Annotated in this window: 22 protein-coding genes, 2 pseudogenes and 1 riboswitch; of the genes and pseudogenes, 13 read left to right on the top strand and 11 right to left on the bottom strand. The window is 71.4% G+C overall.

All coding sequences use genetic code 11. The features are described from left to right. Nucleotides 1-94 precede the first annotated feature (94 nt). Complete coding sequence (locus ACFQUZ_RS09885; protein ID WP_377440448.1) at nucleotides 95-886, bottom strand: ABC transporter permease; 792 nt, start codon at nucleotides 884-886, stop codon at nucleotides 95-97. After that, nucleotides 883-1,953: an ATP-binding cassette domain-containing protein gene (locus tag ACFQUZ_RS09880; RefSeq protein WP_377440445.1), complete on the bottom strand. Its 1,071-nt coding sequence runs from the start codon at nucleotides 1,951-1,953 to the stop codon at nucleotides 883-885. Before ACFQUZ_RS09880 ends, ACFQUZ_RS09885 begins: the two co-directional genes overlap by 4 nt. Before the next feature lie 73 nt (nucleotides 1,954-2,026). On the opposite strand from ACFQUZ_RS09880, the gene ACFQUZ_RS09875 reads away from it, so the two are divergent. From ACFQUZ_RS09875 to ACFQUZ_RS09850, 6 genes are all read left to right on the top strand, one after another. Further along, entirely contained in the window at nucleotides 2,027-2,839 is an 813-nt protein-coding gene (locus tag ACFQUZ_RS09875; RefSeq protein ID WP_377440442.1) for a TetR/AcrR family transcriptional regulator, read from the top strand. A 57-nt stretch (nucleotides 2,840-2,896) separates the two neighbouring features. Next, the gene (locus ACFQUZ_RS09870; protein WP_377440439.1) at nucleotides 2,897-3,403 is read left to right on the top strand and encodes a peptide deformylase; all 507 of its coding nucleotides are present in this window, start codon (nucleotides 2,897-2,899) and stop codon (nucleotides 3,401-3,403) included. Between the two features lie 3 nt (nucleotides 3,404-3,406). Beyond that, entirely contained in the window at nucleotides 3,407-3,748 is a 342-nt protein-coding gene (locus ACFQUZ_RS09865) for an NIPSNAP family protein (protein WP_377440436.1), read from the top strand. A 59-nt stretch (nucleotides 3,749-3,807) separates the two neighbouring features. Then, nucleotides 3,808-4,506, top strand: coding sequence for a class I SAM-dependent methyltransferase (locus tag ACFQUZ_RS09860; protein WP_377440434.1), 699 nt, complete (start codon nucleotides 3,808-3,810; stop codon nucleotides 4,504-4,506). 69 nt (nucleotides 4,507-4,575) lie between these two features. Continuing rightward, nucleotides 4,576-5,571, top strand: a complete 996-nt coding sequence (locus ACFQUZ_RS09855) for an NAD-dependent epimerase/dehydratase family protein (RefSeq protein WP_377440433.1) — start codon at nucleotides 4,576-4,578, stop codon at nucleotides 5,569-5,571. Nucleotides 5,572-5,860: 289 nt separating this feature from the next. Further along, a riboswitch (S-adenosyl-L-homocysteine riboswitch) is annotated at nucleotides 5,861-5,936 on the top strand. 51 nt (nucleotides 5,937-5,987) lie between these two features. Further along, nucleotides 5,988-7,058, top strand: coding sequence for an adenosine deaminase (locus tag ACFQUZ_RS09850; RefSeq protein ID WP_377440431.1), 1,071 nt, complete (start codon nucleotides 5,988-5,990; stop codon nucleotides 7,056-7,058). 216 nt (nucleotides 7,059-7,274) lie between these two features. On the opposite strand, the gene ACFQUZ_RS09845 is transcribed toward ACFQUZ_RS09850, so the two are convergent. Then, nucleotides 7,275-8,084 (bottom strand): class I SAM-dependent methyltransferase, encoded by an 810-nt coding sequence (locus ACFQUZ_RS09845; protein ID WP_377440430.1) that lies wholly within the window; start codon nucleotides 8,082-8,084, stop codon nucleotides 7,275-7,277. Nucleotides 8,085-8,157: 73 nt separating this feature from the next. On the opposite strand from ACFQUZ_RS09845, the gene ACFQUZ_RS09840 reads away from it, so the two are divergent. Beyond that, the gene (locus tag ACFQUZ_RS09840) at nucleotides 8,158-8,754 is read left to right on the top strand and encodes a TetR/AcrR family transcriptional regulator (RefSeq protein ID WP_377440429.1); all 597 of its coding nucleotides are present in this window, start codon (nucleotides 8,158-8,160) and stop codon (nucleotides 8,752-8,754) included. A gap of 250 nt (nucleotides 8,755-9,004) precedes the next feature. Then, on the top strand, nucleotides 9,005-9,778 hold the full coding sequence (locus tag ACFQUZ_RS09835; RefSeq protein ID WP_377440427.1) for an endonuclease/exonuclease/phosphatase family protein: 774 nt from the start codon (nucleotides 9,005-9,007) through the stop codon (nucleotides 9,776-9,778). A gap of 9 nt (nucleotides 9,779-9,787) precedes the next feature. On the opposite strand, the gene ACFQUZ_RS09830 is transcribed toward ACFQUZ_RS09835, so the two are convergent. Then, nucleotides 9,788-10,771 (bottom strand): ArsR/SmtB family transcription factor, encoded by a 984-nt coding sequence (locus ACFQUZ_RS09830; RefSeq protein WP_377440425.1) that lies wholly within the window; start codon nucleotides 10,769-10,771, stop codon nucleotides 9,788-9,790. Between the two features lie 59 nt (nucleotides 10,772-10,830). Here ACFQUZ_RS09830 and ACFQUZ_RS09825 point away from each other — a divergent pair, with 59 nt between their 5' ends. Then, nucleotides 10,831-11,742 (top strand): GNAT family N-acetyltransferase, encoded by a 912-nt coding sequence (locus ACFQUZ_RS09825; RefSeq protein WP_377440422.1) that lies wholly within the window; start codon nucleotides 10,831-10,833, stop codon nucleotides 11,740-11,742. 59 nt (nucleotides 11,743-11,801) lie between these two features. On the opposite strand, the gene ACFQUZ_RS09820 is transcribed toward ACFQUZ_RS09825, so the two are convergent. Further along, nucleotides 11,802-13,217, bottom strand: coding sequence for an MFS transporter (locus tag ACFQUZ_RS09820; protein ID WP_377440420.1), 1,416 nt, complete (start codon nucleotides 13,215-13,217; stop codon nucleotides 11,802-11,804). 170 nt (nucleotides 13,218-13,387) lie between these two features. Between ACFQUZ_RS09820 and ACFQUZ_RS09815 the strand changes: the two genes are divergently transcribed. The 3 genes and pseudogenes from ACFQUZ_RS09815 (at nucleotide 13,388) to ACFQUZ_RS09805 (ending at nucleotide 15,586) form a co-directional block, all read left to right on the top strand. After that, the gene (locus ACFQUZ_RS09815; RefSeq protein ID WP_377440418.1) at nucleotides 13,388-13,996 is read left to right on the top strand and encodes a TetR family transcriptional regulator C-terminal domain-containing protein; all 609 of its coding nucleotides are present in this window, start codon (nucleotides 13,388-13,390) and stop codon (nucleotides 13,994-13,996) included. A 48-nt stretch (nucleotides 13,997-14,044) separates the two neighbouring features. Then, nucleotides 14,045-15,141 (top strand): annotated as a pseudogene (locus tag ACFQUZ_RS09810) (SulP family inorganic anion transporter); the annotation flags it as partial. Nucleotides 15,142-15,187: 46 nt separating this feature from the next. Beyond that, nucleotides 15,188-15,586: a MerR family transcriptional regulator gene (locus ACFQUZ_RS09805; protein ID WP_377440415.1), complete on the top strand. Its 399-nt coding sequence runs from the start codon at nucleotides 15,188-15,190 to the stop codon at nucleotides 15,584-15,586. Nucleotides 15,587-15,814: 228 nt separating this feature from the next. On the opposite strand, the pseudogene ACFQUZ_RS09800 reads toward ACFQUZ_RS09805, so the two are convergent. The 6 genes and pseudogenes from ACFQUZ_RS09800 to ACFQUZ_RS09775 form a co-directional block, all read right to left on the bottom strand. Next, nucleotides 15,815-16,792 (bottom strand): annotated as a pseudogene (locus ACFQUZ_RS09800) (tyrosine-type recombinase/integrase); the annotation flags it as partial. A 733-nt stretch (nucleotides 16,793-17,525) separates the two neighbouring features. Next, complete coding sequence (locus ACFQUZ_RS09795) at nucleotides 17,526-18,413, bottom strand: arginase family protein (protein WP_377440412.1); 888 nt, start codon at nucleotides 18,411-18,413, stop codon at nucleotides 17,526-17,528. A gap of 56 nt (nucleotides 18,414-18,469) precedes the next feature. Beyond that, complete coding sequence (locus ACFQUZ_RS09790; protein ID WP_377440410.1) at nucleotides 18,470-20,848, bottom strand: ATP-binding cassette domain-containing protein; 2,379 nt, start codon at nucleotides 20,846-20,848, stop codon at nucleotides 18,470-18,472. 43 nt (nucleotides 20,849-20,891) lie between these two features. Next, nucleotides 20,892-21,302 carry a VOC family protein gene (locus ACFQUZ_RS09785; RefSeq protein WP_377440407.1) on the bottom strand — a complete coding sequence of 137 codons (411 nt, stop codon included), beginning with the start codon at nucleotides 21,300-21,302 and terminating at the stop codon, nucleotides 20,892-20,894. Nucleotides 21,303-21,307: 5 nt separating this feature from the next. Further along, nucleotides 21,308-21,787, bottom strand: a complete 480-nt coding sequence (locus ACFQUZ_RS09780; protein ID WP_377440404.1) for a helix-turn-helix transcriptional regulator — start codon at nucleotides 21,785-21,787, stop codon at nucleotides 21,308-21,310. A 76-nt stretch (nucleotides 21,788-21,863) separates the two neighbouring features. Next, a complete protein-coding gene (locus tag ACFQUZ_RS09775) occupies nucleotides 21,864-22,214 on the bottom strand; it encodes a DUF1330 domain-containing protein (protein WP_377440402.1) in 351 nt (116 codons plus the stop codon). 53 nt (nucleotides 22,215-22,267) lie between these two features. Here ACFQUZ_RS09775 and ACFQUZ_RS09770 point away from each other — a divergent pair, with 53 nt between their 5' ends. Next, a complete protein-coding gene (locus tag ACFQUZ_RS09770) occupies nucleotides 22,268-22,471 on the top strand; it encodes a hypothetical protein (RefSeq protein ID WP_377440401.1) in 204 nt (67 codons plus the stop codon). Nucleotides 22,472-22,549 lie beyond the last annotated feature (78 nt).

Raw genomic sequence — 22,549 nt, 5'->3', positions numbered from 1 at the left:
CCGCGAGATGCCGCACATCGGGTGGATCTTCTCCGACCTCACCTACCCCCTCACCCACCTCACCGGACCGGAGGCGCACCGACGTCGGTGCGCCTCAACGGCGCAGGCGGCGGTAGCGGCGTACCGACAGGGGCAGGAACACGGCGATCAGCACCACCGGCCAGGCGGCGGCCAGCCAGATCGCGTGCTGGGCGGCGAAGCTGTCGCCGCCCCAGCCCGGGTTGCCGAACAGTTCACGGGCGGCGGCCGCGGTGGCCGACAGCGGGTTCCACTCGGCGATCGCGGCCAGCCAGCCCGGCATGGTCTGCGGGGCCACGAACGCGTTGGAGGCGAAGCCGATCGGCCAGATCAGGATCTGCATCGCCACCACCGACTCGGGCCGCCGGAGCACCAGGGCCAGCCAGATCCCGAGCCAGATCAGCGCGAACCGCAGCAGCAGGAGCAGCCCGACCGCCAGGGCGGCGGCGGCCAGCCCGTCACGCCACCGCCACCCGACGGCCAGCCCACAGGCCATCATCACGGCCAGTCCGGCGATCGAGTTGAGCAGGTCGGCACCGGCCCGGCCGGTGACGACGGCGGAGCCGGCCATCGGCATGGAGCGGAACCGGTCGGTCACGCCGCGCGCGGTGTCGGTGGCCACCGCCGTGTACGTCGCCTCGACGCCGAAGGCCATTGTCATGGCGAACATGCCGGGGATCAGGAACTCGCGGTAGTCCCCACCACCCGGCACGACGATCGCGCCACCGAACAGGTAACCGAAGATCAGTACGACCAGCACCGGGAAGAGCAGTCCGATGATCACCTGGGCTGGTTGGCGGCCCCAGTGCAGCACGGCCCGCCCGGTGATGGTCGCCCCGTCGGCGAGGGCCCAGCGCAGCCTTGTCATGCCGTCACCATCCGCTCGTCCGGTCCCGCGTCGACCGCTGCCGTCGGCCCGGTAGCCGCCGCCGTCGGGCCGGCGCCCCCCGGCGGCCACCCGGCGGTCCCCGGGGCGTCACCGGGATGTCCGGACGCGTCGCCGGTGAGCCGGAGGAACACCTCGTCCAGGGTGGGCCGGCGGACGCCGACGTCGGCGACCGCCAGGCCCGCGTCGTCCAGCCCGCGCAGGGTGACGGTCAGCGCGGCGACCCGGTCGGTCACCGGCACGCTGATCCGCAGCGTCGCGTGGTCCACCTCGCCCGGGTGGCCGAGGGCGCGCCGGAGCATGGTGGCGGCGGTGTCGAGGTCCTCGGGTCGGCGCAGGACGACGTCCAGCCGGTCGCCGCCGAGGGAGTCCTTGAGTTGTTCGGGGCTGCCGCCCGCGATCTGCCTGCCGTGGTCGACCACCCGGATGTCGTCGGCCAGTTGGTCGGCCTCGTCCAGGTACTGCGTGGTGAGCAGCACGGTGGTGCCGTCGGTGACCAGGGCGCGGACGGCCGCCCACACCTCGGTGCGGGTTCGCGGGTCCAGGCCGGTGGTCGGCTCGTCGAGGAACAGCACGGCCGGCGCGGTGATCAGGCTGGCCGCCAGGTCGAGCCGCCGGCGCATGCCGCCGGAGTAGCCGCCCACCGGCCGGTCGGCCGCCCCGGTGAGGCCGAACCGGTCCAGCAGTTCACCGGCCCGGGTCCGGGCGCCCCGGGCGCCGAGGTGGTGCAGCCGGCCGAAGAGCACCAGGTTCTGCCGGCCGGTGAGGATCTCGTCGACGGCCGCGTGCTGCCCGACCAGGCCGATGCGTCCGCGTACCCGGTCGGCCTGGCGGACCACGTCGAGGCCCGCCACCCGGGCCTGGCCGGCGTCCGGCGACAGCAGGGTGGTCAGGATCCGGACCGCGGTGGTCTTGCCGGCCCCGTTGGGGCCGAGTAGGCCGCAGACCGTGCCGCGCGGCACGGTCAGGTCCAGCCCGTCGAGGGCGGCGGTGTCGCCGTAGCGTTTCCGCAGCCCGTCCGCCTCGATCATCACGTCGGGTGTGGTCATCGTGCCTCGCTTCCATATGTGTCGTACGCTGTACGGTACACCATACGGTACGAGGGACGGTACAGTGATCGCGATGACCACCGAGTACACCGGCACCGGGGATCCGGCCCGCAGCCTCGCGCTGCTGTGGCGCACCCGGGAGCGCGTCAGCCGCAGAGGCCGTCCGGACCTGAGCGTCGAGCGGATCGTGCGGGCCGCCATCGAGGTGGCCGACGCCGACGGACTGGCCGCGCTGTCGATGCGCCGGGTCGCCGAGAAGCTGGGCGTCGGCACCATGTCGCTCTACACGTACGTGCCGGGCAAGGGCGAACTGCTCGACGTCATGCTCGACACGGTCTCCGCCGAGACGCTGGATCCCGATCCCGACACCGAACCGGCCGACCCCGGGGACTGGCGGACCCGGCTGGACCGCATCGCCCGGCGTAACTGGGCGCTCTACCTGCGCCATCCGTGGCTGCTCCAGGTCGCCGCGGCCAGCCGGCCGCCCCTGGGCCCCAACACCATCGCCAAGTACGAGCGGGAGCTGCGGGCCGTCGACGGCATTGGCCTGACCGACCTGGAGATGGACGCGGTGGTCACCCTGGTCACCGGGTACGTGCACGGCGCGGTCCGGGGCGCGGTGGAGGCCGCGCAGGCCGCCGCCAGCACCGGGTTGACCGACGAGCAGTGGTGGCACGCGCATGCCCCGTACCTGGAGAAGGTCCTGGACCCCCGGCGCTACCCGCTGGCCGCCCGGGTGGGCTCGGCGGCGGGCCAGGAGTACCGGGCGGCCGGCGATCCGGCCCGGGCCTTCGAGTTCGGGCTGGCCCGCATCCTGGACGGCATCGAGGTGCTCGTCCGGGGCCGGCCGGCCCCGGACGAGGGCGGGTCGCGACGGGCCGGATGAGGGCGGGTCGCGGCCCGGCGTAGCCCGGAGGGGTAACGAACCGATAGCCTTCCGGTCATGACGATGCGGCCCATCCGGATCATCGGTGATCCCGTTCTGCGTACCGCGTGTGACCCGGTCACCAGCTTCGACGCCGAGCTGCGTGGCCTGGTCACCGACCTGCTGGACACGATGGACGGCGCCCCCGGGCGGGCCGCCGTGGCGGCGCCGCAGATCGGCGTGGCCGCCCGGGTGTTCGTGTGGGACGTCGAGGGCAGCCGGGGTCACCTGGTCAACCCGACGCTGGAGCTGTCCGACGAGCCGCAGACCGACGACGAGGGCTGCCTGTCCGTCCCGGGGTTGTCCTTCCCGACCCGGCGCGCCATGCACGCGGTCGCCCGCGGCGTCGACAAGCACGGCGAGCCGTTGGCGGTCTCCGCGAGCGGCTATCTGGCCCGCGCCCTGCAACACGAGTACGACCATCTCGACGGCCGGTTGTACGTCGACACCCTGTCCGGGGAGGTGCGGCGCCGGGCGCTGCGCGAGATCCGGGCCGGCAGGTTCGCCAGCCCCACGGCGGGCTGATCCGTGATCACGTGTGTGGTCGAGTACGTCATCGACGCGAACAAGATCGACGACTTTGAGCGGTTCGCCCGCCGGTGGATGGACCTGGTGGCCCGCCACGGCGGTGTCCACCACGGCTACTTCCTGCCCGCCGAGGGCGCCAGCGACCGGGCGATGGCGCTGTTCAGCTTCCCGAGCCTGGCCGCGTACGAGACGTACCGGGGGAGGTTCGGATCGGATCCCGACTTCGTGGCCGCCGACCGCATCCGCGACGAGACTGGCTGCGTGCTGCGCTACGAGCGGACCTTCATGCGGCCGGTGCTGCCGGAGCCGGGCCCGGATCCGACGTCGCCTGGCACCGACTGACCCGCCGGCCCGGCGAAATGCGGCTGCGCGGCGGGCCGCCGTCCTGGCACCATCGCCCGGTGACCGAGCCCTGGATGATCGACGAGTTGGCCTTCGCCGGACCGGAGCACCTGGACGCCGGGTACGTCGCCGGCTACGACCGCAAGTCCGGCAGCGACCCGGTCGACGACGACCTGGCGGTGCTGCGTACCCACGGAATGCCGGCCTCGGCCACGGTGCTGGACCTGGGCGCCGGCACCGGACGGTTCGCGCTGGCCGCGGCCCGTCAGGTGGCCCGCGTGGTGGCGGTGGACGTCTCGCCGGCGATGCTGGCCCACGTGGCCGGCGCCGCCGCCCGGGACCGGCTGACGAACGTCGAGTGTGTCCGCGCCGGGTTCCTCAGTTACGCGCACACCGGTGCGCCGGCCGACGTCGTCTACACCCGACACGCCCTGCACCAGGTGCCGGACTTCTTCAAGGCGGTGGCGTTGCACCGGATCGCGCGGTCGCTGCGCCCCGGCGGCCTGCTGCGGATCCGGGACCTGATCTTCGACGTGGCCCCGGACGGGGTGGTCCCACTCGTGGACCGCTGGTTGGCCGGGGCGGCCGACGATCCGGCCGCCGGCTACACCCGGGACGACTACGTGACCCACCTGCGCACCGAGTTCAGCACCTACCGGTGGCTGTTCGAGCCGATGCTGGACGCCGCCGGCTTCGACATCCTCGACGTGTCGTACGCGGCGGACATCTACGGCGCGTACACCTGCCGACGCCGCTGAGGCATTCCGCTTTCTGCTGTCAGCAGTACGGCGGTCGGCTCGTCGGCGGGCGCGGGCATGATGGCCGGCATGCGGATGCTGATGTTGGGCGGGACAGGTTTCGTCGGTCCGGCGATCGTCACGGGGGCGCTGGCCCGGGGCTGGGAGGTCACCACCTTCCACCGGGGCCGCAACGCACCGCCGCCGGGTGCCCGGTCCCTGCTCGGCGACCGCACCGGGGATCTGTCGGCGTTGGCCACCGGTGAGTGGGACGTGGTGGTGGACACCTGGTCGGCGGCGCCGTCGGTGGTACGGGACGCGGCCCGGGCGTTGGCCGATCGGGTCGGCCGGTACCTCTACGTCTCCAGCCGTTCGGTGTACGCCTATCCGGCGCCGCCCGGCCTGCCGGAGGACGGTCCGCTTGTCGACGCCGACCCGGACGACGGCGACGTCGACTACGCCCGGGCCAAGCGCGGCGGGGAACTGGCCGCCACCGACGTGTTCGGGGACCGGGCGCTGCTGATCCGGGCCGGTCTGATCCTGGGGCCGGGGGAGGACATCGGTCGGCTTCCGTGGTGGCTGCGCCGCATCGCCCGCGGCGGTCCGGTGCTCGCTCCCGGTCCGGCCGACCTGCCGTTGCAGTACATCGACGTGCGGGATCTGGCCGAGTGGACGCTGCACGCGGCGCGGGAGGGGCTGTCCGGCCCGTACAACCTGGTCAGCCGGACCGGGCACGCCACCATGGCCGACCTGCTCACGGCCTGCGTGGCGGCGACCGGGTCGGACGCCGACCTGCGGTGGACCGATCCGGAGCCGATCCTGGCGGCCGGGATCGAGCCGTGGACGCAGGTGCCGATCTGGTTGCCGCCGGGGGAGGCGCACGACGCGATGCACCGCGGTGACGTCGGTCGGGCGTTGGCGGCCGGGCTGCGCTGTCGCCCGGTGACCGAGACGGTGGCCGACACCTGGGCATGGCTGCGTGGCCTGCCCGGTGGCGAGCCACCGCAACGCCCGGACCGGCCGGTGGTGGGCCTCGATCCGCGCGTCGAACGGGATCTGCTGACCGAACTGGCGGCGCGTCACTGACCCGCTGCGCCTGTCGACTCGGCCGGGCCGGCGCGGACCACGGGGGCGCGCGCCGGCCCGTCAGCCGGCTGACGGTCGCGGCCATGCCGCAGGCCCTCGATACGACCGCCGGCTAGCCGTCGAGGGACCGCCCCCGGGGCTCGGGATGGGCCCGCAGCGCCGCGGCGAACCATCTCGGTTTCGCCGGGTCGGCGCCCTGAGATCAATGTTCGGCAGAGTCCCGCTGGCGGCGAGCGTGGCGCGTCGCGGAGGGTTGTCGTCACCACGCGATCTTGTTAGCGTGCCGTTACGGGCCGAGAGGCGCTGCGACGGATGACCCTCCGCCACGCTCGGCCCGTTCCTTGGTCCAAGGGCGCCTCCCGCCGGGGAGGCCGCCGCCCTTCCGGCGGATCACCCGCACGGTGAGGGATGTGCATATGGCAACGGACCTGACTGACTTCATCGCCGGCCTGCCCAAGGTCGAACTGCATGTTCACCACGTCGGGTCGGCGACACCGCAGACCGTGGCTCGGCTGGCCGAACGGCACGCCGGGACCACTGCGGTGCCCGCCGACCCGGCGTTGCTGGCCGAGTACTTCACGTTCACCGACTTCGCGCACTTCGTCGAGGTGTACCTGTCGGTGGTGGACCTGATCCGCGACGCCGAGGACGTGGCGACGCTCACCTACGACATCGGCGCCGGCCTGGCTGCCCAGTCGGTGCGGTACGTCGAGTTGACGCTGACCCCGTACTCCTCGATCGTGCGTGGTATCCCGGCCGAGGCGTTCTGCGAGGCGGTGGAGGACGCCCGGCTGCGGGCCGCCCGCGACCACGGTATCCAGCTGCGCTGGTGTTTCGACATCCCGGGCGAGCCCACGATGACCGGCGCCGACGTCACCCTGGAGGTGGCGCTCAAACAGCGCCCGGACGGGCTGGTCAGCTTCGGGCTGGGCGGTCCGGAGTCCGGAATCTCCCGCGCCCGGTACGCCGAACACTTTGCCGCCGCGCGGGCAGCCGGGCTGCGCAGCGTTCCGCACGCCGGGGAGTCGACCGGTCCGCAGACCGTCTGGGACGCGGTACGCCATCTCGGCGCGGAACGCATCGGTCACGGCATCGCCGCCGCCCGTGACCCCGAGTTGATGGCTTACCTTCGCGAGCACGACATCGCCCTGGAGGTGTGCCCGACCTCCAACGCCTGTACCCGCTCGGTGCCGTCGCTGGCCGAGCATCCGCTGCCGCGGTTGGTGGCCGCCGGCGTGCCGGTCACCGTCAACTCCGACGACCCGCCCATGTTCTCCACCACCCTCAACAGGGAGTACCAGGTGGCCGCGGATCTGCTCGACCTCGACGAGCGCGGCGTGGCCGAGTTGGCCCGCCAGGCCGTGCGGTACTCGTTCCTCGACGCCGCGGGCAAGGCCGCCGTGCTGGCCGAGATCGACGACTATCTCCGGGCGTCCTCGTCCCGTTCGACCGCGACGACCGGTCCGAGCGCGGGGGATCACCGATGACCGCTGGCGGCGCCGGCGGCGGCCAGGTTGTGGGCCCGCGGGCATTTCGCGCACCTCGGGGTGGCGGTGGTGCCGTCGCTGCAGGCGGCCGTGGACGCCGCGCTCAATTCTCGTGCCTTCACAGATGACCGAACGATTGAGCTAGCATCCTAGGAATCTGTAGCTGGTGTGGTCGCCACAACGGTGACGACCACACCAACGAAGAAGCGGACGCAATCAGCCGCGACGAACGGCGGCCACCGCGACGGTGGCGTACGGGACGGTCAGCTCGCCGCCAAGCGCGTCGATGGCGGTGCCGACGGCGGTGAGGATCCGGTCGAGGGCCTCCCGGGGGAGGCGGGTGAAGAGGCCGGAGGTGGGGACCTGGTCGAGCCACTCGTCCCGGGTGTAGGTCTTCTCCCAGTCGTGGCGCCACAGTTGTGGCTCGTCGAACCCGTCGGTCGCGCGGATGGCGTCGGCGGCCTTGTCGAACATCTTCTCGTAGGTGTCCAGGGCCGTTCCCATGGAGCGCAGGTTGACCGGCGCGTCGGGTACGGCCTGTTCGAACGCGGTGGCGAGGGCCTCTGCCACCGCCGACGGCAGCTGCGCCACGTGCCAGAACGGTGCCAGCAGGCCGCCCGGACGCAGGACGTGGGCGGCGGTGCTGGTCCCCGCCACCGGGTCCACCCAGTGCCAGGCGGTCGCGGCGATGACGGCGTCGAAGGTGCGTCCGGCGGCGTTCCAGGTCTCGAAGGTGGTGACTTCGACGTCGAGTCCGTCGCGGCGGGCGAACTCGGCCATCCGGGTGTCGGGTTCGATGCCCAGGACGGTGCAGCCGGCGGCCTGGAACTGCCGGGCGGCCGTGCCGGTGCCGCAACCGACGTCGAGGATGTCGGGTCCGGGGCTGGCGGCGACGATCCGGTGGACGAGGGCGTCGGGGTAGGCGGGTCGGGTGCGGTCGTAGCGTTCCGGGTCCACGCCGAAGGACTCCGCTGCTTGGCGGTGCTGGTGGGAGTCGGGCGAGGGTCGCGCAGACTGAGTGGGCATGCGCCCACCTTAAGTGGGCAATCGCCCACTCGGCAACAGGGTAACCTCAGACAGGCAACGGAAAGGGACCTCGGTGCCGACAGGAACAGCCATCCGCGACGTCCGCCAACAACTGTTCAACGCCGCCGACCGCATCCTGCTCCGGGACGGGCCGAGCGGGCTGACCAGCCGAGCGGTCACCGCCGAGGCCGGCTGCGCCAAGGGCGTCCTGCACCGGCACTTCGCCGACTTCGACGCCTTCCTCGCCGAATTCGTGCTCGACCGCGTCCACCGCATGGACCCCCAGGCCGCCGCGCTCCGCGAATCGGCCGGCACCGGCACCGTCGTCGACAACCTCACCACCGCACTGACCAGCCTGTTCGGCTCGGTCGCGGTCGCACTCGTCGCCCTGATCACCTTCCGCGACGAACTGCGCGCCCGACTACGGGACACCTGGCCCGCCGGCGTCCCGGTGCTCACCGAAGCCGCGACCACGATCGCCACCTACCTCGCCGCCGAACGCGACCTGGGCCGCGTCGCACCACACACCGACGTCGACACCCTCGCCGCCATGCTGATCGGCAGCACCCACCTGCTGTTCGCCGACCGGACCGGGGCAACACCACCGACAAGCGCCGTCCGCGGAACAGTGACCGCGGTCCTCGCCGGCGCGATGCCAGCACCGGGCTGACCCCACCTCGCGCGAGCACCGCAACCAGCGGCTCCGACCGTCAGCGACGGTCCGCGTCGGCGGCGCGGACGTTACCGCGAAGGACCGGCCGACCGGCTCCCGGCCGCCCGGCAGTCACCGCCAGCGACGGTCGGACCGCATCCGCCGCAGCGCGACCCCGACCGCTCCCACGGCCACGAACAGCAGCATCGAGCAGAGCAGCACCTTGATCACGCAGCGACTGTGCCACACCGGGCCGTAGGGTGCAGGGGTGCGCCTGGTGACCTTCAATCTCCTGCACGGCCGATCCCCGCATGACGGCCTCGTCGACGCCGACCGCCTCGCCACCGCGGTCAGCGCCCTGGACGCCGACATCCTGGCGTTGCAGGAGGTCGACCGGGACCAGTCGCGTAGCGGCAAACTCGACCTGACCGCGGTGGCGGCCAAAGCCCTCGACGCCCCGTCGCACCAGTTCGCCGCGGCCGTCGTCGGCACACCGGGGGAGCGGTTCCGGCCGCTGACCCACGACGACGACGGACACGGTGAACCCTGCTACGGAATCGGCCTGGTCAGCCGCTATCCGGCCCGGGCGTGGCGGGTGACCCGACTCAAACCCGCGCCCGTGCGGTCCCCGGTCTACGTGCCGGGCAACGGGTTCATCCTGCTGCACGACGAGCCCCGGGTGCTGCTGGCGGCGGTGCTGCAAACCCCGTTCGGAGACGTGACAGCGGCGGCGACGCACCTGTCGTTCGTACCCGGCTGGAACGCCTACCAACTGCGGCAGGTGGTCCGCGCGCTACGCGACCTGCCGGCGCCCCGGGTGCTGCTGGGCGACCTGAACGTGCCGGCCGGCGTCGCCGCCGCGGTGACCGGCTGGCGCCCACTGGGCCGGGCGGCCACCTATCCCGCCGCCCAGCCACGGGTGCAACTCGACCACGTCATGGTGGACCCCGACGGTGGGCAGCGGCTGACAACCGTCGCCTCCGTCAGCACCCCCATCTCGGCGATCTCCGACCACCGCCCACTCGTCGTCGACCTGGTCTGATCCGCCCGGTCAGTCGGGGCCGAACAACGCGGCAAGCGCCTCACCCTCGGCCGTACGGTGATAGACGACCCGACGGCCCGCGCGGGCACCGGTCACCACCCCACCGGCCCGCAGCACCGCCAGGTGGCCGCTGACCGTGCCGAGAGACACCCGAAGGGAACCGGCGAGCTGGGTGCTCGTCGCCGGGCGGGCCAGTTCCCGCAGCACCCGAGCCCGGCCCGGGCCGAGCAACGTCGCCAACGGATCCGCCGCACCGGCGGCCCGATACTCCGGCGCGCCGGCACCGCGGGCGGGATACACCAGGGCGTACCGCGGCGGGTCCTCGCACGTCCACCAGCCACCACCAGACGTGTACGGAACGAACACCAGCCCCTCGTCACTGATCGACCGGTCCGGGAACGGCTGGTCGCTGAACCAGATCGCGTCCCGCCCCACCCAGGTGACCCGACCGGTCATGCCGACCACCGCCCGCCGCCACCCGTGGGAGCCGATCAGTCCCACCCGGTGCGTGATGTCGCGTTCCAGAACCGCCCGCCGACGTGGCCAGTCCGGCGCCACGAACCGCTCCCACCCCACCCGCAGCACGCCCGCGACACCGGCCGCCAGATCATCCGCGGCCAGCCATTCGACGGCAGGGGGCTGCCAGCTCGCGGCCAGCGCGTCGGCCATGCTGGCGCGTACCGCGTCGTCCGGATGCGCCGCGACGACGGCGAGTTCGTCGTCGAGGTCGGTGTCCAAGCCGCCGGCGGGTGGCGGGGTGACCGTGTCCGGCAGCCATTTGGTCGCGGCCACCAGACCCAGCAGCCCGGCGGCGACCTCGTCGCCGGCCAGCCAGGACCGGTAGGCGGGTTGGTGTCGGGCGTGCCAGCCGGCCAGCCACGGCGGCGGGGTGGCACGGTGTAGCGCGATCAACGCGCCCAGTGTCTCGGCGAGGGGGGAGATGGCGAACCGGGACCGCGCGAGAGCGGCCGGGCCGAACCGGAGCAGAGTCATCGTTACGCCTTCCGGCGCAAGAATAGCGGCCCCCGGGCCGACTCCGGCACCCTGCCGGCATGTCTGACCTTCTCCCACCGCCCGGCTACCGGGCCCGGCCCGCGAACCTCGCGGACGTCTCCGAGATCCACCGCCTGGTCACCGCCTGCGAACAGGCCCTGCACGGGCGGGCCGAAGCCGACGCCGACCGGATCGCCGCCGAACTGTCCCGGCCCGGCCTTGATCCGGCCGCCGACAGCATCCTGGTGTACGCCCCGCCGGGCGACCTGGCCGGCTGGGCCTGGGTGGACCGGCGCTGCGTCGTCGACGTGCACCCGGGGCACCACGGCCGTGGCATCGGCGCCTTCCTGCTGACCTGGGCGTGCCGGCGGGCACGGGCACGGGGCACCACCCGACTCACCCAGACCGTGCCGGACGCCGACCGGGCCGCGGCGGCCCTGCTGCGCGACCGGGGGTTCACCCCGCTGGTCAGCGAATGGTTGCTGGGGATCGACCTGGCCGGTGAACCGCAGGTGCCGACACCGCCGGCCGGCGTCACGGTGCGCCCGTTCCGCGCCGGTGACGAGACCTCCGTGTACCAGCTGGTCGAGGACGCGTTCGCGGAGTGGCAACCGCGCCGCCACACGTACGACGAATGGGCCCGGCTCACCGTGCGGCGCACGAGTTTCGCCGCGGAGCTGTCGCCGCTGGCGTTCGCCGGTGACGCCCTGGTCGGCGCGGTGCTGTCCCTCGACGGATCCGACCACGACGGCGACGGCTACGTGGAGCGGGTGGCGGTACGCCGCGACCATCGGCACCGGGGGATCGCCCGGTTGTTGCTGCGGTACGCGTTCCGCGCCGGCCACCAGCGCGGGCAGCGGCGCGTCATGCTGGCGACCCATTCGGACACCGGCGCGCTGGCCCTGTACGAACGGGTGGGGATGCGGGTCCGGCGCAGTTCCACCGTGTATGCCTGTGATGTCGCCGACTGACGTCGTACGGCTTCGAGGGGAACGGCACCGCCGACGTCGCTGACTCGGGGGGTACGACGTCATGCGCTGCTTGTTCCGCGTGCTCGTCGGTGTTCCAGTGGGTCCGGTCGTGCTGGGAGGGCGAGCGCCAGGGGGGCGACGGCGGCGAGGGCCATGGCGGTGATCGCGAAGGCGTGGCTGTACGCGGTGGCGGGTTGTTGGGGCGTGCCGGAACCGGGGTTGGTGAGGGTGATGAGGGTGGCCAGGCCGACGGCGCCACCCACCTGTTTGGTGGTGTTCATGAGCCCGGAGGCGGCGCCGGCGTCGGCGGTGGGAACGCCGGAGGTCACGGTGGCGGTCAGGGGGGTGACGAGCAGGCCACCGCCGATCGACAGGGCGGTCGCCGGAGCGAGCACGCCGGACCAGTAGGTGCTGTCCGCGGTGAGGTGGCTCTGCCACCAGAAGCCGGCGGCGGCGACAAGGCCACCGGTGGCGATCAGTGTCCGGCTGGGAATATGCCGCATCAGCCAGGGGGTGAGGCGCAGTCCGACGAGCAGCGTCAGCAGGGTGTGGGGAAGGAACCCAAGGCCGGTTTGCAGAGCGGTGAAGCCGAGTACGTGTTGCATGTACAGGGTCAGGAAGTACCACATGGAGATCTGGAAGGCGGCGCCGACGAGCAGGGTCAGCAGGTTGCCCAGCCAGATCGCGCGGGGGCGGAGCAACCGCAGCGGCAGGAGTGGCTGTCGGGTTGTCCGTGCCTGGGTCAGCACGAACGCGGTGAGGGCGGTCAGCCCGGTGGACAGGGCGGTCAGGGGTGCCGGGTCGACCCATCCGTCGGTGTGCGCCGCGGTGATGCCGTAGGTGAGCGTGGCCAGGCCGACGGTGGCCAGCATCGCGCCGGGGAGGTCCAGCCGGCCCGCGCGTTCCCGGGGGTGGTCGTCGGTCACGACGGCGGTGATCAGGGCGATGGCTGTCGCCCCGATCGGCAGGTTGATCAATAGGGTTGATCGCCATGTCAGGTACTGCGTAAGGGCGCCGCTGAGCAGGTTGCCGGCCGCGCCGCCGGCCAGGCTGACCGCGGTCCAGATGGCCAGGGCGCGGGTGCGGCGGGCTCCTTCCGGGAAGGTCGCGGTGAGCATCGTCAACGTCGCCGGTGCCAGCACCGCGGCGCCCAGTCCCTGCATCGCACGGGCGGCGATCAGGACCTCGGCGGTGGTGGCGAGCCCACCGATGAGGCTGGCGACCGTGAACAGTCCCAACCCGGCACTGAAGGTCCGCTTGCGTCCGTACAGGTCGGCCAGTCGTCCGCCGAGCAGGAGGAAGCCTGCGAACATCAGCGCGTAGGCGTTGGCCACCCACTGGAGTCGGGTTGGTGGTAGGTCCAGGACCCGCTGGATCGATGGCAGGGCGACGTTCACCACTGACACGTCGAGGACCACCATGAACTGCGCCGCGCATGCCAGTGCCAGCACCACCGTGGCCGTTGTGTGACGCATCGGCTCCTGGTTCCCGGCTGGCGGCGAAGGCGGATCGTCGCCGGTTCGCCGTGGTGCCATGGACGCCTCCCCACCATCAAACCGATGTGATCACATTGCTTTGATAGGCTTCAGACGCTAGCCAGGCGAGAGCCGCCAGGTCAAACCGATGTGAGCCCGGGGGAGAGGTGATGGTTGGTGGCACCCGAGGCGTAGGCCTCCACCACGAGCAGCGGCGTACCGACATCGCCGACGCGGTGCTGGCCATTGTCGCCGAGAACGGGCTGGCGGCGGTGTCGCAGGCCGCCGTCGCCGCCCAGGCGGGCGTGTCACCTGGGCGCGTCCAGCACTACTTCCCGGCCAAACAACAACTGATCGAGGCTGCGTTCGAACGGGGCAACAGCCTGGCCAGCGCCCGCATCGCCGCCGCGACCCCCGACGGCGGCGCCAGCGATCCGCGACACGTGCTCACCGTCGTCCTCACCGAGCTGATCCCCTACGACGCCACCACACGCGCCCATATGCGGGTGCGGCAGTCATTCACCGCGGCCGCCCTGGCCGACAAGGCCATCGCCGCCCGGCTGCGGGATGACTACGCCACCCTTCATCGCCGGTTGGCGGAGTTGCTACGCCGCGACCAACGCCGCGGCCGACTCCAACCGGATACTGATGCCGGCGGGACCGCCGTGACACTTGTCGCACTCGCCGAGGGGATGGCCTACTACGTCCTCATCGGCGTCTATCCGGCGGGCGCCGCCCGCGAGCGCGTCCACGCCGCGATCTCCGACGTCTACGTCTGACGTACGGCTTCGCGGCCGGCCCACATGCCACCGGCGACACAGAGCTGCATGGCTGCGCTGCTGTCGGCTGCCCGCCACCCGTCCCGCCCGTCGTGGCTGTCACCACCGGTGCTACGCACCGAGGTCCTCGCCGGCCTCGTCGTGGCACTCGCGCTGATCCCGGAGGCGATCTCATTCTCCATCCTGGCCGCCGTCCCGGCTCCGCTGGTGGCGATCATCGCACTCACGGTGTTCACGGCCGTCGCCCACGTCGCCGTGCCGAACGTCGGCGACGAAGGCACCCTGCCGGACAGCCTGCCGCTGTTCGGACTGCCCGATGTGCCGTTCACCCTGGCCACCCTCCAGCTGATCGCCCCGTACGCGCTGGGCATCGCCCTGGTGGGGCTGCTGGAGTCGCTGATGACGGCCAAACTCGTCGACGACATCACCGACACCCACTCCAACAAGACCCGCGAGTCCTGGGGACAGGGTGTCGCGAACATCGTCACCGGCTTCTTCGGCGGCATGGGCGGCTGCGCGATGATCGGCCAAACGATGATCAATGTGAAGGCATCCGGTGCCCGTACCCGCCTATCGACGTTCCTCGCCGGCGTGTTCCTGCTCGTCCTCGTCGTAGCGCTGGGCGACGTGGTGGCGCTGATCCCGATGGCCGCCCTGGTCGCCGTGATGATCATCGTGTCGGTGGCGACGTTCGACTGGCACAGCATCGCGCCGGCCACACTGAAACGGATGCCGTGGGGGAGACCATCGTCATGGTGACCACCGTCGCGGCGACCCTGGCCAGCCACAACCTCGCCGTCGGCGTCGTGCTCGGCGTGCTGACCGCGATGGTCATCTTCGCCCGCCGGGTGGCACACCTGGCCGAGGTCACCAGCGTGCTGGACCCAGACGGCACCACCCGCATCTACTCGGTGCACGGCGAACTGTTCTTCGCCTCCAGCAACGACCTCGCCTACCAGTTCGACTACGCGAACGACCCTAACAACGTTGTGATCGACCTGTCCCAGGCACACATCTGGGACGCGTCCTCCGTCGCCGCGCTGGACGCCATCACCACCAGGTACGCCACCAGGAACAAGAGGGTCGAGATCGTCGGATTCAACGAGCCCAGCGCCGCCATGCACGACACCCTCGCCGGCACCCTCAAGGTCACTGACGACCGCGGCGACTCCGCCCGGGCAGACTGGTGGGATGAGGGGACGGCACATGCAGACCGGCGAGGTCGCCGAACGCGTCGGGCTGAGCATCCGCACCATCCGCCACTACGAAGAGGTCGGCCTGGTCCCGCCGTCGGCACGCAGCGAGGGCGGGTTCCGCCTCTACACCGATCCCGACCTCGCCCGCCTCACCGTCGTCAAACGCATGAAACCGCTCGGATTCACCCTCCACGAGATGCGTGACCTGCTCGCCGTCCTCGACAACCTCGCCAGCGACACCACACCTGACACCACGCGGGCCACGCTACGTGAACGGCTTGCCATGTTCCACACCGCCGCCCAGACCAGAATGAACACACTCCGCGAACAACTGGCCACCGCCGAAAGCTTCGCCCAGCAGATGCAGGAACAGATCAACCTGCACAACACCTGAACATCGATCGTGGCGTCCGTGACCGCGACCGGGTCCAGCGCCCGCCCTCGTACGCCAACCGGCACCACGGATCCGATGTCCCGGAGGACCCGCCGCACCGCGCATTGCCAGGAGCCGGCCCCCCGGATCCGGTCAAACCGGCCAGTCTCCAGCCTGGAAGGCGGCACCCGGATGCCGACCGGCAGCTCGCGCTGACACGTTAGGCGCCTCCGCGGCGTCGGCACCCGCCAACTCCCGCAAGGCACGGTTGGTGCGATTCGCGCGCACCGCGGCGCGCTGCGCATCGGCGGTGACCTCGATGTAGTTCTGACTGGTCGACAGGCTGGCATGCCCCAGCAACCGCATGATCTCGGCGACGTTCGCGCCGTCCTCGGCCAGCCGGGTCGCGAACGTGTGCCGCAACGCGTGCAACTGCGCGCCGCGCGGCACCCGGTCGGTGATGCCGGCCCGCCGGTAACAGGACGCCACCAGATACTGCAACCCACCGCGGCGCAACGGCCCACCCCGGCGATCCACAAGCAGCGGACCGTCCGGGCGGACAGTACGGTGACCGAACCGGCGCCGCCGGCTGTCCAGGTAGCCGCCGACCACCCGGTCCAGGTCATCCTCGATCGGCACGATCCGCGGCCGGCCGCCCTTGCCGGCGACGTGGATCCGGCGTTCACCGGGCCGACCGGCCACCGAGTCGACCCGCAGATCGAGCAGCTCGGCCAGACGAAGACCGGCGCACAGCGCCAGCGCGAGCACCGCCACGTCGCGCTCCGGCCACGGGTCGCGCTGCCGCTGGTCGGCCCGGGCCACGGCGCTGAGCAGGACTTCGGGTGTGTCAGCACCGCGCAGCGGCTTCGGCGAGTGGGCGGGGACGCGGGGCCGGTCGACGGCCGACATCGGGTTGCCGGCGACGATGCCCTCGGCCACCAGGAACGTGAAGAACGCGTTCCAGCTGGACCACGCGCGGTGGATCGAGGCAGGGGAGCGGTCGGTGGCGAATCGGGCGAAGGCGGCCCGCAGTGTACGGGTGGACAGCGCGCCCAGCGGCAGGTCGGGCAGGGGGAGTGGGGCCGGGGTGTCGGTGACCAACCGGGCGACGGCGTGCAGGTCGCGCCGGTACGCGGCGACGGTGTGTGGGGAGGGTTTGCGGGTCGAGAGCGCGGTGAGAAAGGCGTCGATCAGCGAGGGGAGGGGCTCGTCGGTCGCATCCTGCATAAGGGACATTATGCATCTTTCTCGCATATAACTCTAGTGGGTGGGCGGTAAGCCGAACGTCCGACTACCGCTGCCCGCCGACCCAGACAGCCCGCGTCCGGCGGTGCGTGATGCGGGCCGGCGGTGCGGGCCGGCGGTCGGCCGCTGGCCGGGGACAGGGGCCACGCCGCGCGGTAGCCAGCCGAGGGCGGCGGGTGGTCAGGTCAGGTCACGGTCAGTGCGTCGACCGGCTCAGCGCCGACGCCGGCGACGCATCCGGGGCCTCGCCGACACAGCCGACACCTGATCACTCCGGCAGTCCCGACGCTTGATCGACACAAGGTCAGCGATGTCGGTGGGTCCGCCCACCCGGGACGCCGCTGTTTCGTCGTCCGGGTTCGACGTTGGCAAGCCGGGCGCGGTAGGCCCCGGTGTGTCGACGGAGCGAGCCACCCGCACCCACAGGTTGACATAATGTCAATTATCGAACGTTTGTGGAACGGGGTTCCTCCGCACCGCCTGGCCACTCCGCGAAAGTGGCGCTAGCTGGTGCCATGACCGCGGTCCTCGCTGGCGCGATGCCGGCAGGTCACGCCCGATCGTCTCCTGTCGCCTCGACTGCCCTGGCCAGACGTGCTGGCCGCCACGATCGAGCACTGGCTTGCTCGGAAGGCAGACCCATCCGGAACCGCGAGCGACGAGCCAGTTGGCTGGCGCAGACCTTCCCCGCTGGCCGAGCTGACCGGGTCGGTGTTCAGCCGCGGACGGCCTCGACGACCGCGTCGGTCAACTCGGCGGCGTAGCGTCCGTCCGGGTCGAGGTCCGGGTCGTAGATGGTGACCTGCATGCCGACACAGCCGGGCGCCGCGAGCAGCGGACGCAGCAGTTCGACCAGGTGTGGGTAGTCCAGTCCGCCCGGGTCGGGCGCGTCGGCGGCCGGCATGACGGAGGGGTCGAGCACGTCGGCGTCCAGGTGCACGAAGAAGCCGTCGCAGGTGGCGAAGTGCCCGACCACGTCGTTCCCCACCACACCTGGTCCGGCCGCGACGATCTCCGGTGTGGTGCGGACGGTGATGCCCAGGTCGCGTACCTCCGCCAGTTCCTCGTCGTAGTCGCGTACGCCCAGCACGATCAGGTCGTCGACGCGGCAGTACGGTGCCAGTCCGTCGATGTCGGCGATGTCCGGCTGGCCGCGACCGGTGATGATGGCGGTGCCCTCACCCGCCGAGGCCCCGACGTACGGGCTGTTGCCCGGGTGTCGGAAGTCGATCGATCCGTCGAGGTACGCGATGCCGTAGCGGCCGCGGCGACGCAACGCCAACGCGGGGCCGAGCAGGATGGAGCAGTCTCCCCCGAGCAGGAGCAGGAGGTCGCCGCTGTCGACCACCGCGTCTACCCGGTCCGCCAGGGTGCGGGTGTACCGGGCGAGCGCGGCCGCGTTCAGCACGCCGTCCCCCGGCTTCCAGCCGTGGATGTCGTATCGGGGCGGGACGACGACGCCGCCGTCGCGTGCTCCGAGCCGGCGTGCCAGCCCTTGGTCGCGCAGTGCCCCGGCCAGCTTGTAGCAGCCGGGGATGGTGCCGGGTGCGGGGGCCCGCAGGCCGAGGTTGGAGGGCGCGTCGAGGACGGTGACCGGGCGCATCGGGACACGATAACGGGTCCGGCGGTGGCTCCCTACCGGCACGAGACCGTACTGAGTCAGGCGCTGACGTAGTCCGCGAGGTGTTGGCCGGTGAGGGTGGTGCGGTCGGCGACGAGGTCGGCGGGGGTTCCTTCGAAGACGATCCGGCCGCCGTCGTGGCCGGCTCCCGGACCGAGGTCGATGATCCAGTCGGCGTGTGCCATGACGGCCTGGTGGTGTTCGATGACGATGACGGACTTGCCGGCGTCGACGAGCCGGTCGAGCAGGCCGAGGAGTTGTTCGACGTCGGCGAGGTGCAGGCCGGAGGTCGGTTCGTCGAGGATGTAGACGCCGCCTTTGTCGGCCATGTGGGTGGCCAGTTTGAGGCGTTGTCGTTCGCCGCCGGACAGGGTGGTCAGCGGCTGGCCGAGGCTGAGGTAGCCGAGGCCGACGTCGGCGAGCCGGCCGAGGATGGTGTGTGCGGCGGGGGTGCGGGCGTCGCCGGAGCCGAAGAATTCTCTGGCGTTGGTGACGGACATGGCGAGGACTTCGCTGATGTCGTGGCCGCCGAGGTGGTATTCGAGGACGGCGGCCTGGAAGCGCCTGCCTTCGCAGTCTTCGCAGGTGGTGGTGACGCCGGCCATCATGGCGAGGTCGGTGTAGATGACGCCGGCGCCGTTGCAGGTGGGGCAGGCGCCTTCGGAGTTGGCGCTGAACAGTGCCGGTTTCACGCCGTTGGCCTTGGCGAACGCCTTGCGGATCGGGTCGAGTAGCCCGGTGTAGGTGGCCGGGTTGCTGCGCCGGGAGCCGCGGATGGCGGTCTGGTCGACGGCTATCACCCCGTCGCGCCGGGCCACGGAGCCGTGGATGAGGGAGCTTTTGCCGGAGCCGGCGACGCCGGTGACGACGGTCAGGACGCCGAGGGGGATGTCGACGTCGACCTTGCGCAGGTTGTGGGTGTCGGCGCCGCGGATCTCGAGGGTTCCGGTCGGGGTGCGTACCGACGGTTTGAGGCGGGCCCGGTCGTCGAGGTGGCGGCCGGTGCGGGTGTCGGCGGCGCGTAGCTCGGCCACGGTGCCTTCGAAGACCACCTGCCCGCCGGCGGTGCCGGCGCCGGGGCCGAGGTCGACGACGTGGTCGGCGATGGCGATGGCTTCCGGTTTGTGTTCCACGACCAGGACGGTGTTGCCCTTGTCGCGTAGCCGCAGCAGCAGGTCGTTCATGCGGGCGATGTCGTGTGGGTGCAGGCCGATTGTGGGTTCGTCGAACACGTAGGTGACGTCGGTCAGGGACGACCCGAGGTGGCGGACCATTTTCACGCGTTGTGCCTCGCCGCCGGACAGGGTGCCGGCGGGGCGGTCGAGGCTGAGGTAGCCCAGGCCGATCTCGACGAACGAGTCGAGGGTCTCCCCCAGCGCGTCGAGCAGCGGGGCGACGGAGGGTTCGTCGAGGCCGCGTACCCATTCGGCGAGGTCGTTGATCTGCATGGCGCAGGCGTCGGCGATGTTCATGTTCTTGATCTTGGAGGAGCGGGCCTCGGGGCCGAGTCGGGTGCCGTCGCACTCGGGGCAGGTGGTGAAGGTGACGGCGCGGTCGACGAAGGCGCGGATGTGCGGCTGCATCGCCTCGCGGTCCTTGGACAGGAAGGACTTCTGGATGGCCGGGATGATGCCGGTGTAGGTGAGGTTGATGCCCTCGATTTTGACCTTTGTCGGTTCCTTGTACAGCAGGTCGTGCAGTTCGGTCTTGGTGTACTTGCCGATGGGTTTGTCGGGGTCGAAGAAGCCGCAGCCGCGGAAGATGCGGCCGTACCAGCCGTCCATGGTGTAGCCGGGGATGGTGATGGCGCTCTCGTTGAGCGACTTGGTGTCGTCGTAGAGCGCGGTGAGGTCGAAGTCGGTCACTCTGCTCATGCCCTCGCAGCGGGGGCACATGCCGCCGAGCCGGGTGAATGTCGCCTTCTCGGTCTTGGTCTTGCCGGCGCCGCGTTCGACGGTGATGGCGCCGCTGGCGCGTACCGAAGGGACGTTGAACGAGTAGGCGTTCGGTGGGCCGATGTGCGGCTGGCCGAGCCGGCTGAACAGGATGCGTAGCATCGCGTTGGCGTCGGTGGCGGTGCCGACGGTGGAGCGCGGATTGCTGCCCATCCGTTCCTGGTCGACGATGATCGCGGTGGTCAGGCCGTCGAGGACGTCGACCTCCGGCCGGGTCAGGGTCGGCATGAAGCCCTGCACGAAGGCGCTGTACGTCTCGTTGATCATGCGTTGGGACTCGGCGGCGATCGTGCCGAACACCAGGGAGCTCTTGCCCGAGCCGGAGACGCCGGTGAACACCGTCAGGCGTCGCTTGGGAATCTCGACGTTGACGTCTTTGAGGTTGTTCTCGCGGGCGCCCCGGACCCGGATCAGGTCGTGACTGTCGGCGGGGTGCGGGTCGGCCGGGGTGGCCTTGCTCATCGTCTCTCCCTGTGTCGGGGCCGGTCGACCCTCGCCGGCGTGGTCAGCGCGTTTGCTGGATGCGGATCAGGTTGCCGGCCGGGTCGCGGAAGGCGCAGTCGCGGATCCCGTACGGCTGGTCGATGGGTTCCTGCACGACCTCGGCGTCGCTGTCCTGCAGGCGGGCGAAAGTGGCGTCGAGGTCGTTGCTGGCCAGGTTGATGCCGGCGTAGGTGCCTTTGGCCATCATCTCGACGATGGTGCGGCGTTCGTCGTCGGTGACGCCTGGGTCGGCCGCCGGCGGGTGCAGGACGATGGACGTTCCGGGCTGGTCGGGCGGGCCGACGGTGATCCAGCGCATTCCCTGGTAGCCGACGTCGTTGCGGACCTCGAAGCCGAGGGTGTCGCGGTAGAAGGCGATGGCGGCGTCCGGGTCGTTGTGTGGCAGGTAGGCCGAGTGAATGGTGATGTCCATGCCGGTCACGCTAGCTGCGGCTCCGTGGCGGGAGCTTCTCGATTCCTGATCGGTCTGGTCACCTGTTTGGCCACGCACGCCGGGATGCCGGCGGTGGCCGTTGTGGCGTGCGTCCGGTAGACGCTGGGCGGCACACCGACCAGCTCGGTGAAGCGGGTGCTGAAGGTGCCCAGTGACGAGCAGCCGACCGTGAAGCAGACATCGGTGACGCTGAGGTCGCCGCGGCGCAGCAGGGCCATCGCCCGTTCGATGCGGCGGGTCATCAGGTAGGCGTACGGTGATTCGCCGTACGCCTGCCGGAACTGGCGGCTGAGGTGCCCGGCGGACATGTTGACGCCGCGGGCGAGCGCCTCGACGTCGAGGGGCTGCGCGTACTCCCGGTCGATGCGGTCGCGGACGCGGCGCAGCAGCGCGAGGTCGCGGAGCCGCTGCGCGTCGGTGGATCTGCTGCTCACCTGCGCGATGCTGCCACGTGGGTCCGACATTGCCCAGTATCGCCGCTCGGCCCGGCGGTCCGGTGCCGGCGGGAGGAATCCCGGCGGTCCGGTGCCGGCGGGAGGGTCAGGCCGGGCCGTCGAGCTGGGTACGCATGGCCGCTGCCAGCCCAGCCGCGTCGTAGTCCGGTCCCACCCCGGCGACGATGATCGCGTCGGCGTCGAGGTTGCGGGTCCGCAGGGGCAGAATGTCCTGGTACGCGGGAGAGTCGTACCAGGCGTGGGCGCTGGCCCGGTCGGGGAACTCGATGACGACGATCGTGCCGGGCCACTCCCCTTCGAGGACGTCGACGCGGGGGCCGTGGACGAGGAAGCGGCCGCCGAAAGGGCTCAGTGTTTCCTGGATGCGTTCCAGGTATTCGACCACTTCCCCGTTCGCGGCGATCGTTTTCAGGTGGGCGATTGCGTATGCAGACATCGGATCCGTTTCCACGTAGGTGTCGTCGCCACCGCGCTGGCTGGTGGTCGTTCATGCTAGGCCGTTTCGTCCTCACCGTGCCGACCCGCGGCTGCGGGAGGGTGGACCGGGACGAGCCGTACGACGGGGAGTTCCGGGCAACCAACCTGGGGCTGGAGGATCCGGGCGGGTTCTGGGCGGACCTGCGGTTCCCGGACGTGCTTGCGGTGGACGTGGTGGACCGGACGGTCAGTCGCGTCGAGCTGCCGGGCGGCTGAGTCGGGGTTTAGGGGCCGGGTGGTGGCTGGCGGGTGGACCGTAGCGCTCGGGTGATGATGTCGACGGCCCGGGTCAAC

This window comes from Plantactinospora sp. GCM10030261, assembly GCF_042666615.1.
Lineage (GTDB): Bacteria > Actinomycetota > Actinomycetes > Mycobacteriales > Micromonosporaceae > KBS50.
The sequence above is the reverse complement of the archived record's forward strand: the minus strand, read 5'-3'. Positions and strand labels throughout refer to the sequence as shown.

Excerpts from the sequence above, each read along its gene's own strand:
- ACFQUZ_RS09885 (WP_377440448.1), bottom strand. The coding sequence starts at position 886 with ATGACAAGGCTGCGCTGGGCCCTCGCCGACGGGGCGACCATCACCGGG.
- ACFQUZ_RS09880 (WP_377440445.1), bottom strand. The coding sequence starts at position 1,953 with ATGACCACACCCGACGTGATGATCGAGGCGGACGGGCTGCGGAAACGC.
- ACFQUZ_RS09875 (WP_377440442.1), top strand. The coding sequence starts at position 2,027 with ATGACCACCGAGTACACCGGCACCGGGGATCCGGCCCGCAGCCTCGCG.
- ACFQUZ_RS09870 (WP_377440439.1), top strand. The coding sequence starts at position 2,897 with ATGACGATGCGGCCCATCCGGATCATCGGTGATCCCGTTCTGCGTACC.
- ACFQUZ_RS09855 (WP_377440433.1), top strand. The coding sequence starts at position 4,576 with ATGCGGATGCTGATGTTGGGCGGGACAGGTTTCGTCGGTCCGGCGATC.
- ACFQUZ_RS09850 (WP_377440431.1), top strand. The coding sequence starts at position 5,988 with ATGGCAACGGACCTGACTGACTTCATCGCCGGCCTGCCCAAGGTCGAA.
- ACFQUZ_RS09845 (WP_377440430.1), bottom strand. The coding sequence starts at position 8,084 with ATGCCCACTCAGTCTGCGCGACCCTCGCCCGACTCCCACCAGCACCGC.
- ACFQUZ_RS09830 (WP_377440425.1), bottom strand. The coding sequence starts at position 10,771 with ATGACTCTGCTCCGGTTCGGCCCGGCCGCTCTCGCGCGGTCCCGGTTC.
- ACFQUZ_RS09825 (WP_377440422.1), top strand. The coding sequence starts at position 10,831 with ATGTCTGACCTTCTCCCACCGCCCGGCTACCGGGCCCGGCCCGCGAAC.
- ACFQUZ_RS09820 (WP_377440420.1), bottom strand. The coding sequence starts at position 13,217 with ATGCGTCACACAACGGCCACGGTGGTGCTGGCACTGGCATGCGCGGCG.
- ACFQUZ_RS09815 (WP_377440418.1), top strand. The coding sequence starts at position 13,388 with ATGGTTGGTGGCACCCGAGGCGTAGGCCTCCACCACGAGCAGCGGCGT.
- ACFQUZ_RS09805 (WP_377440415.1), top strand. The coding sequence starts at position 15,188 with ATGAGGGGACGGCACATGCAGACCGGCGAGGTCGCCGAACGCGTCGGG.
- ACFQUZ_RS09795 (WP_377440412.1), bottom strand. The coding sequence starts at position 18,413 with ATGCGCCCGGTCACCGTCCTCGACGCGCCCTCCAACCTCGGCCTGCGG.
- ACFQUZ_RS09790 (WP_377440410.1), bottom strand. The coding sequence starts at position 20,848 with ATGAGCAAGGCCACCCCGGCCGACCCGCACCCCGCCGACAGTCACGAC.
- ACFQUZ_RS09785 (WP_377440407.1), bottom strand. The coding sequence starts at position 21,302 with ATGGACATCACCATTCACTCGGCCTACCTGCCACACAACGACCCGGAC.
- ACFQUZ_RS09780 (WP_377440404.1), bottom strand. The coding sequence starts at position 21,787 with ATGTCGGACCCACGTGGCAGCATCGCGCAGGTGAGCAGCAGATCCACC.
- ACFQUZ_RS09775 (WP_377440402.1), bottom strand. The coding sequence starts at position 22,214 with ATGTCTGCATACGCAATCGCCCACCTGAAAACGATCGCCGCGAACGGG.
- ACFQUZ_RS09770 (WP_377440401.1), top strand. The coding sequence starts at position 22,268 with ATGCTAGGCCGTTTCGTCCTCACCGTGCCGACCCGCGGCTGCGGGAGG.